Source organism: Archangium lipolyticum (assembly GCF_024623785.1).
In the GTDB taxonomy this organism is placed as follows: domain Bacteria; phylum Myxococcota; class Myxococcia; order Myxococcales; family Myxococcaceae; genus Archangium; species Archangium lipolyticum.
This window is the reverse complement of record NZ_JANKBZ010000006.1, coordinates 202680-218156: the sequence shown is the minus strand read 5'-3', so window position 1 is coordinate 218156 and position 15477 is coordinate 202680. Positions and strand designations below refer to the sequence as shown.

Sequence of the window (15477 nt, the reverse complement as noted above, 5' to 3'; positions counted from 1 at the left end):
CGGGGAACCGTACCCGCCGTGCCAGACCTGCCATGACCGCTTCCAGGTGGGAGCGGGAGGGGAGGGCCTCCTGGAGGGGAGGCCCGGGTCTGGAATCAGACTCCCTGTTCGAGGAACATCTTCGCCATCTGCATGACCCCCTCGGGGGTGATGAAGAAGCCGGCGACCGAGACCCGCGCGTGGTTTCCGGCCGCGGGCGTGACCTTCGCGATCATGTGGCGGTAGCCGGGCGCGATGAACACGATGCGGTTGGGCTTCGGCATGACGTAACGGCCGAATCCGTTGCGAAGGATCTCCTCGTTCTCGGCGCGATTATCCAACCTCTGATGGACGCCCGCTCCCGGCGCCTCCACCAACTTCGTGGACGGGTCCGCGATGAGCAACTCTCCACCCCAGAGCACGTTCCATTCGGGGTGCGCGTAGAAGATGACCGCGCCGGAGTAGGGACCATTGTCCGCGTGCCAGGAGACCCCCGAGCCTCGCGGGTAGATGTACGGCCTCACGCTGATACCCGCCCAATCCTCTCCCTCCTTGCCGATGAGGCTCGTGACGTGAGGGCAGCGGGCCTTGATGGCTTCGAGCACGGGGTCGATGGCCTTACGGGTCGGGTAGAACTTGAGCGGTGCCTTGCTCAGGTCGAGGCCCGGCGGAAGCATGCCCTCGAGCGGCATGGACGGCCACGCGACCTGCTTACCCCAGAGGGGGTCGCCATCATCGAGACGGAACACGCCCAGGCGCGTTTGAGCGTGCACGCTCTCCCACGTCTCATTCTGGCAGTAGTTCCAGAAGTTCTTGAAATCCTCTGGTGACAGCACATCGTCGAAGACAGCGACTTGTTCGTCTATGTATGTGGCTTTCATCGGGTCCCTATCTGGCTACGGGTTCATCTAGCATGAAAAGCTGGAGGGATCAGCGGCACAGGGCCGCAGCGTAGTCATACGCGAAGCCCTGGCTGACCTCGACGCCGAGTACCTCGAAGCCGGCGTCGGTGAGTGCCGCTTTCAGCTCGGGGATCGTGAGCAGCTCGCGATACCCGAGGTTCTGCTCGGGATGGACCTCGTAGAAGACCCGCGTCAGCTTGGTGTCGAGGGGGATGACCACCAGCGATCGCCCACCCTCCTTCATGAAGCGCCGGTGCGCCGCCAGCACCTCGCGCTTGTCGGCGAAGTGCTCGATCAGCCCGAAGCTGCAGGTCAGGTCGAACTCGCGGGGCAGATCGAGCGCGAACAGGTCGCTGCGGACGTAGTCGATGTGCTCTTTGACCGGGTCCTGAACCGCCAGATACGCGGCATGCGAGCCGGGGCTGTTGTCGACCAGCGTGGCGTGGCCGCCATAGCGGTGCAGGAGCCAACGCGTCAGATACCCGGTCGCGGCGCCGAGCTCCAGGATCCGCGGCTTGGCAAGTGGCGTGTCCTTGAGCAGGGCGCGCAGCACCCGGGTGAGAGACAGGGTGAGGACGGCGTTGTCCTCCGCGAGCATCGCCCGGACGCTCTCGAGGAGGCCGCGGCATTCGATTCCCTCGAGAATCGATTCATGCTGACGCGCCGAGAAGTAGCCGTTCCAGTCGAAGTTGCCGTCGACCGGCTGGGCATTGATTTTGGTCAGGTACATGTCGCAGAGCCCTCAAAAGGCGAAGTCGACTTCTGCCTTGTTCGCCAGTCGTTTCTCGAAGTCCGTCCGCCAATCCAGCTCGCTGACGGCCAGGTCAGGTGCGCGCAAGATGGCATCGACCAGGATGCAGAGCTTGTCGCGCAGGTTTGCCACCGTTTCCGGCAGGAAGAGGTCGGCATCGTACTCGATGACACACCGCAGATCGGACTCTTCCTCGGTCAGCGTCAGCGTCAGGTCGAACTTGGCGCTGCCGGTGGAATGCACGTAGGGTGAAACACGCCACCCGGATCCGGGTACTTCGATCTTGCGCTCCGCCAGATCCTCGCCCCGCTCGTACGCGAACGCCACGTCGAACAGCGGATGCCGGCCCGCCTCGCTCTTGATTCCCAGGCTTTGGATGATGTCGTCCACCGGAAGCTCCTGGTGCTCGAACGCCTGGACCACGAGCGTGCGTACCTCGGCGAGCAGCTCGAGGAAGCTTTGCTGCCGGGCTGGCCGCAAACGCAGCGGCAGCATGTTGATGAGCAGGCCGACGACACGCTGCAGGTCGACCCGGCGCCGGCCCTCTACGGGCGTGCCGATGACCAGATCCTCGCGTCCGGAGAGCCTGCCGAGGAATACACCGAAGACGCTCAGCGTGGTCATGAAGAGCGTAGCGCCTTGCGCACGGGCTAGCGAAACGAGCCCCGCGTGGCGGGCCGCGCCGAGATTGAAGTGGAGCGTCGCGCCGCGGTGGCGCTGCTGGGAGGCCCGTGGAAAATCCGTTGGGAGCGCCAGCGGCGGGATCCCACCCGCGAGCGCGCGCGACCAGTAGTTCGCCTGCTCCTGGAGCGTCTGCCGGCAGGCCTCCGACTGCATCCACACGGTATGGTCCTTCGCCTGGACCGGTAGCGGAGGCAACGCCTCCCCACGGTATGCGGCCAGAAGCTCGCGCACCAGGATGGTGCAGGCGGCACCGTCGGCGATGATGTGGTGTATGTCGAGCAGCAGCAGCCGCAGCTGCGGCGCGGCATCGATCACCGCGAGGCGCGCGAGAGGCGGCCGTGCGAGGTCGAATGGCCGCACGAGGGCACCAACGGTCGCGGCGACCTCGTCCGTCGAGGCGGCGCTCCGTCGCTCGATCGATGCTGGCACGTGTGGGTGGATCCGCTGCACCAACTCGCCGCCGCTGATCTCGAAGCCGGTTCTCAGGGCCTCGTGGCGCCGGATCAGCGTGTCGAACGCCGCGCCCAGGCGCTCGACATCGACGTCTCCCTCGACCCAGACGCCGCCTGCCATGTTGTAGACGGTGCTGTCCGGGAGACGCGCGGCCGTGGCGTAGATCCGCTTCTGGATCGACGACACCGGATACTCCGGGCGCTCCGGCGCGGATGGAATGGGCACGTACTCCCGCTGCTCCCCGCCGTCGAGCAGCTCCGCCAGCTCGCGAATGGTCTGGGCACGGAACAGCTCGGCCAGCGGCAGATGCTTGCCGAACTCCTTCTCGATGGCAGCGGCGAGCTTCATCGCCGAGAGCGAGTGGCCGCCGACCTCGAAGAATGACCGGTCGGCATCGACCGTCTCGGCATCGAGCCCGAGAACGTCCGCCCAGATCCGCGCGAGGCGCTTCTCGGTCGGTGTCGTTGGCGCTGCCTGGACGACGAACGTGGCGCGCGGTGACGGCAGGCGCGCGCGGTCGATCTTGCCTCTGCTGGTAAGCGGCAGGCTATCCAGCGGGACGATGCATGGCGGCACCATGTGCGCGGGCAGCGTGGTGGCGAGGTGCGCGCGCAGCAGCTCGGGCTCCACGGGGTGCTCGGCAACGACATAGCCGCAAAGATAGCGGCTATCGCCGCCGCCCTGACCGTCCCCGTCGTCCCGCGCGATGACCACGGCCTCGCGGATGCCGGGATACCTCAAGAGCGTGGCCTCGATCTCGCCGAGCTCGATGCGGATGCCGCGCAACTTGATTTGTCCATCTTTGCGGCCGATGCACTCGATGGCTCCGTCGAAGCGCCGCCGCCCGATGTCGCCGGTCATGTAGAGGCGTTCGCCGGGAATGAACGGGTGCGGCACGAAGCGCTCAGCGGTGAGTGCGGGCTGGCCCGCGTATCCGCGCGCCAGGCAACGGCCGGACAACGCCAGCTCGCCGACCAGCCCGTCGAGCGCCAGCTCGTCGATACTCTCGAGCACGTATCCTTGCACGTTGGGGATGGTCGGGCCGAGGTGCACGACGGCGTCGTCGCAGCGCCACGAGAACGCATCGACGGTGCACTCGCTCGGCGCGTAGTGGTTGAAGAACGCGTAACCGGCGTTCAGGACCCGCTGCTTCAGCGCGTCGTCGAGTTTCTCGCCGCCCGAGATGACGATCTTCAGGCTGGGATGGCGCTCCCCGTTGCCCAGGTGCTGCTGGATGAGCGAGGGCACGCCGCTGATCAAATAGATCTCGTGCTCGTCCAGGTAGTTCGAGAACAGCCGGTGATCGAGGAGCAGCTCCTGCGAGGCAAGGTGCACCGTCGCGCCGTGCATCAGGACCCCGAAGATCTCCTCGATGTGTGGATCGAAGGTGTAATCCGACAGCATCAGGATCGGGCGTCCGGGCTTCAGCTCGAAGTTCGTGCCGTGCCAGAAGAGCAGGTTGACCACGCTGCGGTGCTCGAGCACGACGCCCTTCGGCATGCCCGTCGAGCCGGAGGTGTAGACGACGCACATGGGATTGCGCAGGTCAACGCGCCGGGGCGGATCGACCGCCGTCGCATGGGCGTCCGCCAGCGCCTGCAATTCGCCACTGAGGGTGTCGAGGCGTAGCAGCGGGCACGGAAGGTCCGTCAGCTCGGCTGCCGCGGCGTCGGCGATGAGCAGGATGGCGCCGCAGTCCTTCAAGAGCGCTCGGGTCCGTGCGGGCGGCGAAGCGGGGTCGATCGGCACATAGGCCGCGCCGGTCTTGATCACCGCCAGCATGGATTCGATGCGCTGCAGGCCTTGTCCGAGCAGGAGGCCAATGAAGGTCTCCGGACCGGCGCCCTGAGCGCGGAGGCGGTGCGCGAGCCGATTGGCGGACGCGTTGAGCTCGCGGTAGCTCATGCGCTGTCCGTTGTAGACCGCGGCGACCGCATCGGGAGTGCGCGCGACCTGGAGCTCGATGAGGGTTGCGACATCGACGTCGGCGGGGGCCGGCGTGTTCCAGACGATGTCGGGATGCGTCAAGCGCTGCCAGCGCTGCTCGCCGACGAGGTTGCGCGTCCGGAGCAGCTCGGCGACCGTCGCGTCCGGACGTTCGCTGGCGCTCGCGAGGATCCGCCCGAAATGCTCCACGAGCTGGTTCACGGCCGCTTCGGAGAACATGTCCTCCTGATAGGTCGCTTCGATCTCGAGCTCGGTACTGCCGGCGATGGCCAGCGCCAGCGGGTACTCGGAGGATTCCCGGCTGGAAAGGCGGACGATGCGGAAACCGACGGGCGCGGCGCGCAGCAGCGCATCGAAGGGAAAATTCTGGACCGCGATGATGGTGTCAACGAAGCGCTGGTCGTGGCTGACGCCGCAAGCGCGTTGGATCGAGGTGAGCGGCGTCGACACGAAGCCGTCACGTTGAGCAAGCTCCGCGCCGACGCGGTGCAGCACATCGCGGAACCGCTCGTCAGGGCGGCAGCGAAGGCGCATGGGCGGCGTGTTGATGTAGAGGCCGACCACCGCGTCGACGCCCTGGCTTCCGCCTTCGCGTCCCGACACCGTCGTACCGAAGATGCAGTCGTTCGAGCCGGTGTACTTCTGGAGGAGCAGCCCCCAGGCGACGTAGAGCACCTGGGCTGGCGTCAGGCGGTGGGCATTCGCGAGGCTGCGGACGCCCGCCGAAGCCTCAGGGGACAGGGGGCGGCGGAGCTGCCCGTTCCTGGCCGCCGGCAACGCGTCGTGGCGGCGCATCTCCGGGAACGGCTGGACGTCGAGGTCGCCCAGGTAGTTCTTCCAGTAGGCCTCGGCCTTCGCCGGGTCCTGGAGTTTCAAACCCAGTACATGGTCACGGAAGCGCCCTTTGTGGACCTGCGCTGGCTCCTTCCCCTGACGCAAGGCGGTATAGGCCGCGAGGAACTCGCCCAGGATGACCCGCGTGCTCCATCCGTCGTAGAGGATGTGATGGAAGGTCTTGAGCAGGGTCCAGCGCGTGTCACCGACGCGCAGGAGCGTGATACGGAACGGCACCTCGCGAAGGTCGAACACATCAGATGCGTCGAGCGCTACCGCGCGTTCGAGCGCGGCGTCGCGTTCGCCCGGCGGCACCGCACGCAGATCGTGGCAGCGGACGTTCGGCCGGTACCGGCGGCGGATCACCTGGACGGGCTTGGCGAGTCGCTCCCAGCGGAAGACGGCGCGCAGCATCTCGTTTGCTGAGACAACGGAATCCCAGGCCTGGACGAAGACCGCTTCGTCGATATCGCCCTCGATATCGAGGCGGAGCTGCTCGTGATAGAGGGTGCCACCCGGGTCCCTGAGGTACTGGACGAGCATGCCCCACTGCATCTCGGTGAGGCCGAGAATGTCCTGAACATCGTCCTTAGCCAGGCTCGTCATGATGCTAATCCTCTGGGCGACGACGCGCCCCCTTTCGGCCCTTGGCATGCCCAGCCGCAAGCTGGTCGGGCGGTCATGCGCTGCGGGCCCGTGCGCGGTCAACGGGAAGTTTAGGACTACTATCGAACAACGCAACGGTGCTATAGCACAAAACGAACTCACTCCCCCCCCCATCGCCGCGAAGGAACGAAGGTCGTGCGCCGCTTCTCCGTGAACATGCCCAGTCGCGTCATCGCGTCACGGGCCGGTATCGTCCGCTTCGCAGCTTTTCTTATCGTCGTCTTGTTTGGTGTAAGCAGCCCGGCCCTCTCTGCGGAGGCTGCGCTTCCCGCCGCGCTCGACGCGTATCTGACGGAGGTGTTTCCAGGGAGCGGTATCCCTGGGATGTCCGTCGTGGTCGTCAAGGACGGGGAGGTCATGACGCGTGGGCTCGGGCAGGCCGCCGACGGCGTTGCGGTGACCGACGCGACGACCTTCGAGCTCGCCTCGTGCAGCAAGAGCTTCACGGCCCTGGCGGCGCTGCAACTGATCGCGGACGGTCGCCTGTCCATGACCGACTCCGTCAGTAAGTATTTGCCTGGCTTTCACGTCCGCGTTCGCGATCGTGACCATGAGGTGACCGTCGAGCAGCTTCTGCACCACAAGACCGGTCTGCCCTGGCGCGCGCTCGGTCTGATTGAGGCGGAGGATGTCGACGACGGCGCGTTGCGCCGGACCGCGATGCTGTTCAGCGGCTTCAAGGTCGAGGATCGACCTGGCACCAGGTTCATCTACAGCTCGGCCAATTACGACATTCTCGGGGCCGTCATCGAGGCGGCGTCCGGCATGGAGTTTGGTGCCTACCTGGAAAGCCGCATCTTCGCGCCGCTGGGGCTGACGTCGACGCACGTGCTCAAGGCCACGCGGCCGGATGGCATGGCCGAGGGGCACAAGCTCGGCTTCTTCGCGCCGCGGCCGTATACGGCACCGCTCTATCGTGGCAACGCGCCGTCGGCCTACATCGTCTCCACGGCACAGGACATGGGACGTTGGCTGGCGATCCAGCTGGGCCTGATCGAGACGCCGCTCGCGGAGCTCATCAAGCTCAGCCACATGGCGGACCGCGATGTGCCACCGGACCCTGTCGATGGTGGGTCCTATGCGGCCGGCTGGTCGGTCTATCAGAAGCCGCAGGGCGAGCTTGCCCATAGCGGCGGCAATCCGAGCTTCACGTCCTACGTCGCCTTCAGTCCAGGCGGGCGCTTCGGAGTCGCCGTGCTCGCCAACTCCAACAGCTCGCAGACGGCGCGCCTGGGTGAAAACCTGATGACGCTGATGCGCGGGGGCGAGCTGAAGCCCCTGCCGCGGCGGGACTCGGCCCTCGACCGCACCTTCTCGGTCGCTTCCTCCTTCCTCGCGCTACTGCTCCTCGCCGCACTCGTCGTGCTCGGTCGCATCCTGGGCCAGGCGTTCTCGAAGCGCCGCCACTTTCGCCGCCCGTCACGCCAGGCGCTCGTGGTTGGCGTGGGCTCCGCGTTCGCGCTGATCCCGGTCATCGGTGGCGCCCTCATGCTGCCACGCGCCGTCGCCGGCATCCCCTTGGATACGGCGATTGTCTGGCTACCCGGGAGCTTCCCGGTGGCGATCGCCGCGTTCGCGGCACTGGTGCTGCTCGGCTACGTGCTCTGCGTGGTTTCGGCGCTGTTCACGACCGAGAACGACATCCGTGGGGAGATGCCGCGGCTGGTGGCGCTCAGTCTGGCGGCCGGTATCAGCAACGCCGCCCTGATCTTCTTGATCGTCGCCGCGCCGGCTTATGAAGGTCCGCTCGCCGCCATCCTCTGCTACTACGTGGCCGTCGCGCTGCTGTATCTCATCTGCCGGAAGTACGTCGATACGTGCGCCATCACGCTCGCGTACCGGGTGGTCTACGACATGCGCGCGCGCATCACCTCGCGCATCCTGGCTTCGCGCTTCCAGGATCTCGAGCGCCTCGACTCCGGCCGCGTCGCCGCGACACTCAACAATGACACACAGAGTCTGGGGCAGGGCGTACCCACAGTCGCGCCGCTGGTGACCAACGCGGTGACCACCATCGCCGTCGGCGTCTACCTCGCCACGGTATCGCTCGTGGCCTTCCTCGGGGCGGCGGCCGTCATTTTCGTGATCGCCGCGCTCTATTCGCAGGTGACGCGCGGCTCGACGCGCTTCTGGAACGAAGCGAGCCAGGCGCAGGCGCGGTTCCTGAAGCTGGTCGAGGGGCTGGTTCGCGGCTTCAACGAGCTGAGCATGCACTCGGAGAAGCGGCGGGGCTTTGGCGCCGACATGGACGTCGCGCTGACGACGCACGCCACGAAACGGACGCGCGCGGCCGTCGCCAACCTCAATGCCTTCATGGTCGGCGAGACGTTGCTCGTCTTCGCTCTGGGGACGATTGCCTTCGTCTTTCCCCGCGTGTTCGACGGCTTCGACGCGGCGCAGCTCACGACTTTCGTGATGGGGCTGCTGTATCTCATCGGGCCGCTCAACGGCATCATGCAGGCCGTGCCCACCGTCACCGAGGCGCGCGCGACCTGGAATCGCATCCGGGCCTTCGAGGCGGAGCTGACCTCGGTTCGTCCGACCCTCGCCGAGCCACCGCGGCAGCGCTCCGTCACGCGCCTGACGCTCGATGGCGTCAGCTTCAAGTATGCGCCCAACGATGACAGCGCCGGATTCGGCGTCGGTCCGGCGAGCTTCGAGGTGACGAGCGGTGAGATCCTGTTCCTGGTCGGCGGCAATGGCAGCGGCAAGACCACCCTGGCCAGGCTCCTGACCGGCCTCTACCGGCCGACGTCCGGGCAGATCCTCGTCGACGGACGCAGCGTCGGACCGGACGAGCTCGGTGAATTGGTCTCGGTCGTCTTCGCCGACTTCCACCTGTTCCCGAGGCTCTACGACGTCGCGGTCGGCAGCAAGGTGGAGGTCGTGGACCAGCACCTCGAGCTGCTGCGCCTGAAGAACAAGGTCACGCTGGACGACAAGGGCTTCTCGACGCTCGATCTCTCCACGGGCCAGCGCAAGCGCCTCGCCCTGCTCAAGTGCTTCCTCGAGGACCGGCCAATCCTGCTCTTCGACGAGTGGGCGGCGGACCAGGATCCCGAGTTTCGTCGGACGTTCTACAGCGATCTGTTGCCGGCACTGCGGCGCTCCGGCAAGCTCATCATTGCCATTACGCACGACGACCAGTATTTCGACGTTGCGGACAAGATTCTCCGCCTCGAGTTCGGCCGGCTGAGCCAGGTGAAGCCGGCGCGGGAGGCGAGCTGATGACGACCATGGCTACCGACGTCCTCTTCGAGTTGACGGGCCCGCAGAAGCTGATCTGGATCAACGAGCACCTGTATCCGGGTACTCAGTTGCACACCCTGGCTGGCGCGGCCTTTCTCCGGGGTCCACTCGACGAGGAGCGGCTCGAGGCCGCAGTGGCGGCCTTCGTCGCCGGCAACTCCGCGATGCGGACGGTGATCCGCACCGTCGACGGAGAGCCGCGGCAGATGTTTCCGGCCGCTGCCCCCGTCGCCATCGGCCGTCGCGACTTCAGCGGCGAGCCGCAGCCGGAGGCGGCGTTCCGCCGCTGGGTTGACGCGACGATCCGCGTGCCAATGCCTCTCCTCGAGAGGCCTTTGTACGAGGCGTGCATCGTCCGGCTGGGACAAGACAGCGCCGCGCTTTATCTGAAGGCCCATCACATCATCGCCGACGGATACGCGCTCTTTCTGTTCCTCGAAGGAGTGCTGCGCAATTACTCACAGCTGATCGAGACGGGGGCGATCGCCAGGCCGTTCCGCTCGGAGTATGAAACTTTCATCGAAGCGGACCGCGCCTATCACGGCTCGGAGCAGTACGCCGAAGACCATGCCTACTGGAGCGCGGCGCTTGGCGCCTTGCGCGCGCCCGCGCGGCTTTCCTCCGAGGATCTGACGGTCGTACCGGCGACGGCGGCGCGCAAGACGTATCGCCTTGGTGCGGACGCGACCCGGCGGCTGGCGGCGGTCTCCGAGGAGTTGAACGCCTCGCCATTCCGCGTGGTGACCGCTGTGCTCGCGTCGGTGATCGCGAGGCTGACCGGCAATCCCGAGGTCTGCATCGGCACGCCGATCCTCAACCGGCGCTCGAAGCGCGAGCGCATGACGTTCGGCATGATGGTCAATACCGTGCCCCTGCCGTTCGTCATCGATTCGAAGGCGGGACTGGCGACGCTGGTCGAAGATGCCGGCCGGCTGACCAAGGCGGCGATCGCCGGGTCGCGCTATCCGAGCCTCGGCCTGCGGCTGCCAGGCGGCGGCAGCGCGCTGAGCCTGTTCGACGTCGGGCTCTCGTATCAAAACGCCCCGTTCCGGGAGTCTTACGGCGCCCTCGAAGTCTCCCTCGAGTGGTTTTTCAACGGCCAGGAAATGAGTGCCGCGACGGTGCATTTCCACGACCGGCAACGGCAGGGCGAGCTGACCTTCGACATCGACCACCGGACGGCGGTCGTCAGCGAGCGCCTGGTCGACGGGCTCGCCGCCGCCCTGGTGGAGGGCATCGACAAGGTCGGTGACGCCGGGAGTCGCCAGCGGCCGGTCACGGCCCTGCCGCTCACCCGTGAAGCGTTGACGCTCGTCGGCTCACCGCTGCGTGACGACTCCAACGACCTGGCGCTCGCCCCGAGTCGTCTCAAGGCCGTCATGGCCGCGCATCCGACGCGGCAGGCGCTCCGCTGGGAGGGCGGCGCTTGGAGCTACGCCGAGCTCGCGGCCGAGGTCGATGCCCGGCTTGCGGCCTTGCGCGCGGCTGGTGTGGAGCGGGGCGACCGCGTCGTGGTTTGGGCCCATCGCACGCCGGAGACGGTGGCGATGCTGCTCGCGGCGTGGGCCGCCGGGGCCGCCTACGTACCGCTCGATGCGCACACTCCGGCGGCGCGCGTCGAAGCCATCCTCTCCGACGCCGCGGCGCGGTTCCTCGTCACGGACTGCGACGTGACGGCCTTGTCGACACAGGGCATCCGCATCCTGGATCCGCGGCACGCTCGTGGCGCCGTGACGGGGGCTGAGTGGGAGCCCGTGCGGCCCTCGGACCTCTGCTACGTGATCTTCACCTCCGGGTCGACGGGACGTCCAAAAGGCGTGGCGGTCGATCACGGCGGGCTCGCGCACTATCTCGCCTTCGCCGTCGAGCGTTATGGGAAGGGCAGGCCAACGAGCTGTCCGCTGTTCACGTCGTTGGGCTTCGACCTGACCGTGACGAGCCTGTTCCTGCCGTTGCTGACGGGCGGCTGTCTCAGGATCTACGGCGAGGACGCCGACCACGAGGGCGCCCTGCTCTCGCGCGTGCTGCAGGACGAGCATTCGGAGGTCATCAAGCTGACGCCGGCGCATCTGGCGCTGATCTCGCGTCTGTCCATGCCGGCGCCGCAGGTACGAGCCTACGTCGTCGGTGGCGAGGCTTTGCCGACGGCGACGGCAGCGGCGATCGTCGCGATGCACGGCGGGCGGGCCGAGGTCATCAACGAGTACGGCCCGACGGAGGCGGTCGTCGGCTGCACCATCCACGCGTATCACGCTGGCGACGTCGGCATCGACGTACCGATAGGTCTGCCGATTGCCGGCACGGTGCTGAGAATCGTGACTCCATGGGGCGTGGACCAGGTCCCGGGGGCCGAGGGCGAGCTGCTCATCGGTGGCCGCGGGCTCGCGGCCGGATATCTCGGACGCGCGGATCTCACGAGTGAGCGCTTCCTCACCGACGGCCAGAATGGCGGACGCTGGTACAAGACCGGCGACAAGGTCCGGCTGCGCCCCGACGGCGAGCTCGACTATCTGGGACGCATCGACCGGCAGATCAAGATCCGCGGCTTCCGCATCGAGCTCGGAGAGATCGAGGCGGCCTACCGCGCCGAAACCGGCGACGCGGCCTGCGTCGCGGTCGACGTCAAGGGCGCTGGCGAGGACCGGGTGCTGGCGTTGTTCTACGTCGCGCCCGTCGAGCACGAGGTGCGTACCCTGCGCGCGGCACTGGCGCGACGGCTGCCCGATTACATGGTGCCGGGCGTGATTCTCAGGATCGATGCCGTTCCGCTCAATGCCAACGGCAAGGTCGATCGTACCGCGTTGCAGCGTCGCTACGACGAGGCGCGTGCGCTCACGGGAGCCGCACCCTCCACGACCGACCTCTCGCCGGAGGCGGCGCGAGCCCTGGCGCTGATCGAACCGCTGATCGGGGGTGCTGTCGACCTCCGGCGCAGCTTCGTCGAGGCCGGCGGCAACTCGATCACCGCGATCCAGGCGATCTCGCGCCTGCAGGCCGCGGGTCTGGGTGGCACCGTCCGCGGCCTTCTGCGCAGCGAGTCCATTGGCGACTTCCTCGCGGGACTCGGCGATGTGGCGGTGAAGTCGGTTCGCGCACCAATCAGCGGGCCGCTCGCGCAGCCGTTGCCAGCGGCGCGTTGGTTTCTCGCCGAAGGCTTCGTCCGGGCCGAGCACTGGCACCAGTCGGTCCTCCTGCGCCCCCGTGCACTCCTCGATCCCGTGCGGCTGGGTGAGGCTTTGCACGCCGTCGTCCGCGCCCACGATGCGCTGCGGCTGAACGTCGCCGACGACGGCAAGAGCTTGCTGCTGAATCCCGTGCATCTCGAGGTCACGCCCGTCGTGACGAGGCGCGTGCTCGCCGCCGCTGGCGAGGCCGCTCGCAGGGACAGCATCGTGGCCGCCGCGCAGGAGGTGAAGCGCGGCTTCGATCTGCGCCGCGACCTGCTGCTGAAGGCGACGCTCCTCGACTTCGGCGACGGCGACGTCCGTCTCCTCCTCGTGGGCCATCACCTCGTCGTCGACGTCGTCTCCTGGCACGTGCTGCTCGCCGACCTGTCCGCGGCCTACGCGGCGCTCGACGGCGGCGGTACGCCTGCCCTGGCGCCAGAGGGCACCTCGTTCGTCGAGTGGTGCGAGGCGGTGGCCGGGCTCGCCGAGTCGCTGGCGCCAGGTGAGGAGGCCCTCTTTCGCGACGCCGTCACGGCGGCGCGGGCGATACCGGCGTTGCCGACGCGCCTCCTCGAGCAAGGCGCGTCGGCCGTTCAAACCCTCCGTGTCGAGCTCGGAGATGCCGCCGCGCAAGCGTTGCTCGGGAATGCCAACCAGGCGTTTTCGACGCAACCGCACGAACTCATCCTGGCGGCCGCCGTGGCGGCGACGGCGCGTCACTTCGGCCGTGACGCGGTGTCGATCGAATACGAGAGCCACGGGCGCCACGAGCTGACGTCCGACCAGGATCTCACGCGCACGGTGGGCTGGCTGACGGCCCTGACGCCGCTGGTCTTCGCCGCGCCGTCGTCGGAGCGGCCGGAGCTTCTGGTGATCGACGTCAAGGATCGGCTGCGCCGCCTGCCGGGTAACGGTCTGGGTTATGGCGCGGTGCGCGAGCGCTGCGGCGGCGTCGGGCTACATCCGATGCTGCGGTTCAACTACCTCGGGCTCGCCGCTGCGGCCACGGAGGACGCGGGGCTCTTCGAGCTCGCGCCCGAGCCGACGGGCCCCGACGTCGCGCCTGAAAACCACGCGACCGCGGCTGTCGAGATGATCGTCCAGGTGAAGGACTCGGGTTTCGAGGTGACCCTGCAGCTCGACGCGCGGCGCTTCGATGCCGAGTCCGCGAACCGGTTCGCGGCGCGGTTGGCGGAAGAGACGCAGGCGATGGCTCACTTGTGCCTTGCGCAGGAGAAGCCGCGGCTGACCCCTTCGGACTTCGCCGCGGCCGAGCTGACTCTCGACGAGCTCGATTCGCTGTTCACGACGTCATCAACTTGAAGCGTGGCCACGAACCATGGAAATGGCTTTGACCAAGGAAAAAGAAATCAAGTGCGTCGTCTGGGATCTCGATGACACCTTGTGGACCGGGACGCTGCTCGAGCGCGACGGCCTGAAGCTGCGTCCGGAGGTCGAGCGCATTCTGCGCGAGCTCGACTCCCGCGGCATCCTGCATTCGATCGCGAGCAAGAACGATCACGCCACGGCCATGGCCAAGCTGACGGAGCTTGGCATCGAGCAATACTTCCTCTATCCGCAGATCTCCTGGAACGCCAAATCGGCAGGGCTGGCGGCCATCCAGAAGAGCCTCAACATCGGCATGGACACGATCCTCTTCGTCGATGATCAGGCCTTCGAGCGTGACGAGGTGCGCAGCGTCCATCCCGAGCTGACGACGCTCGATGCCACGCAATATCTGAGCCTGCTGACCATGCCTCGCCTCATGCCGCGCTTCATCACCGAGGACTCGGCTCGGCGGCGGCAGATGTACCTCGACGATGCGCGGCGGCTGACGGAGGAGAACGAGTACCAGGGGCCGAAGTCGGAGTTCCTCGCCAGCCTGGGGTTGCGCTTCACCATCGCGCCCGCCGCCGAGAGCGACCTCAAGCGCGCCGAAGAGCTGACGATCCGCACGAACCAGCTCAATTCGACCGGCATCACCTATGACTATGAGCAACTCGACGCGCTGCGCCGCTCGCCGGATCACCTCCTGCTCGTCTGCGAGCTGGTGGACCGTTACGGCTCGTATGGCAAGATCGGCCTGGCACTCGTGCACAAAGGTGCCGAAGCCTGGACGTTGAAGCTGTTGCTCATGTCGTGCCGCGTCATGTCACGCGGCGTCGGCACCGTCCTGCTGACTCACATCATGATGGCGGCGCGTGCCGAGGGTAAGCGCCTGCGTGCCGATTTTCGAGAGACCGGTAAGAACAAGATGATGTTTGTCACCTACAAATTCGCGAACTTCCAGAAGGTGGAGACACGCGAAGACGGCACCATCGTCCTGGAAAACGATTTGAGCAACATCCAGCCCTACCCCGAGTATCTCGAAGTCAAGGTCGCCTGAAAGTGACCAAGAAAGGAGCATCCCTGTGGATATACGTCGAGAGATCCGGTCGTTCATTGAGAGCCAGGCGATCTTCAACAAGGAGAAGCTGGCCTTCGGAGACGACGACAACTTCTTCGAGCTGCGGATCGTGAGCTCGCTCTTCGCGATGCAGCTCGTGACGCACCTGGAAAAGACCTTCAATCTCACCCTCGAAGACGACGATCTCGATATCTCGAACTTCGGATCGATCAACGCGATCGTTCGCTTTATCGAGCGGAAGAAACCCGCTCAAGCGACAGCGGGATGATGGATACCCAGGCAGCAATGCGGAGCTGAGGTCCTCTCGGTTCCGGCGAGACACAAAAGCAGTGGATGAGAGCGAAGGCGGCTTCATCACCTGCAGTGGCGTCAGCACCAGCTGGGGGGCTCCATCGGGTGTCGGGCGCGAGCAGCGCCGCATCGCTCGCGTCAGACTTG

General features: G+C 66.7%; 7 protein-coding genes. 4 read left to right on the top strand and 3 right to left on the bottom strand.

Features of this window, described 5'->3' with window-relative positions:
* Positions 1 to 95 precede the first annotated feature (95 nt).
* Genes NR810_RS15820 through NR810_RS15810 form a run of 3 tightly spaced genes read right to left on the bottom strand, consistent with a single transcriptional unit; the run spans position 96 to position 6156 of the window.
* A complete protein-coding gene (locus NR810_RS15820; RefSeq protein ID WP_257453439.1) occupies positions 96 to 860 on the bottom strand; it encodes a 2OG-Fe(II) oxygenase in 765 nt (254 codons plus the stop codon).
* A gap of 49 nt (positions 861 to 909) precedes the next feature.
* A complete protein-coding gene (locus tag NR810_RS15815; RefSeq protein ID WP_257453438.1) occupies positions 910 to 1611 on the bottom strand; it encodes a class I SAM-dependent methyltransferase in 702 nt (233 codons plus the stop codon).
* A 12-nt stretch (positions 1612 to 1623) separates the two neighbouring features.
* Positions 1624 to 6156 (bottom strand): non-ribosomal peptide synthetase, encoded by a 4533-nt coding sequence (locus NR810_RS15810; RefSeq protein WP_257453437.1) that lies wholly within the window; start codon positions 6154 to 6156, stop codon positions 1624 to 1626.
* 195 nt (positions 6157 to 6351) lie between these two features.
* On the opposite strand from NR810_RS15810, the gene NR810_RS15805 reads away from it, so the two are divergent.
* Genes NR810_RS15805 through NR810_RS15790 form a run of 4 tightly spaced genes read left to right on the top strand, consistent with a single transcriptional unit; the run spans position 6352 to position 15307 of the window.
* Positions 6352 to 9444 (top strand): cyclic peptide export ABC transporter, encoded by a 3093-nt coding sequence (locus NR810_RS15805; RefSeq protein WP_257453436.1) that lies wholly within the window; start codon positions 6352 to 6354, stop codon positions 9442 to 9444.
* Positions 9444 to 13955 (top strand): amino acid adenylation domain-containing protein, encoded by a 4512-nt coding sequence (locus NR810_RS15800; RefSeq protein WP_257453435.1) that lies wholly within the window; start codon positions 9444 to 9446, stop codon positions 13953 to 13955. Before NR810_RS15805 ends, NR810_RS15800 begins: the two co-directional genes overlap by 1 nt.
* Before the next feature lie 22 nt (positions 13956 to 13977).
* Complete coding sequence (locus tag NR810_RS15795) at positions 13978 to 15018, top strand: HAD-IIIC family phosphatase (protein WP_257453434.1); 1041 nt, start codon at positions 13978 to 13980, stop codon at positions 15016 to 15018.
* A 25-nt stretch (positions 15019 to 15043) separates the two neighbouring features.
* Positions 15044 to 15307 (top strand): acyl carrier protein, encoded by a 264-nt coding sequence (locus NR810_RS15790; RefSeq protein ID WP_257453433.1) that lies wholly within the window; start codon positions 15044 to 15046, stop codon positions 15305 to 15307.
* Positions 15308 to 15477 lie beyond the last annotated feature (170 nt).

Excerpts from the sequence above, each read along its gene's own strand:
- NR810_RS15820 (WP_257453439.1), bottom strand. The coding sequence starts at position 860 with ATGAAAGCCACATACATAGACGAACAAGTCGCTGTCTTCGACGATGTG.
- NR810_RS15815 (WP_257453438.1), bottom strand. The coding sequence starts at position 1,611 with ATGTACCTGACCAAAATCAATGCCCAGCCGGTCGACGGCAACTTCGAC.
- NR810_RS15810 (WP_257453437.1), bottom strand. The coding sequence starts at position 6,156 with ATGACGAGCCTGGCTAAGGACGATGTTCAGGACATTCTCGGCCTCACC.
- NR810_RS15800 (WP_257453435.1), top strand. The coding sequence starts at position 9,444 with ATGACGACCATGGCTACCGACGTCCTCTTCGAGTTGACGGGCCCGCAG.
- NR810_RS15795 (WP_257453434.1), top strand. The coding sequence starts at position 13,978 with ATGGCTTTGACCAAGGAAAAAGAAATCAAGTGCGTCGTCTGGGATCTC.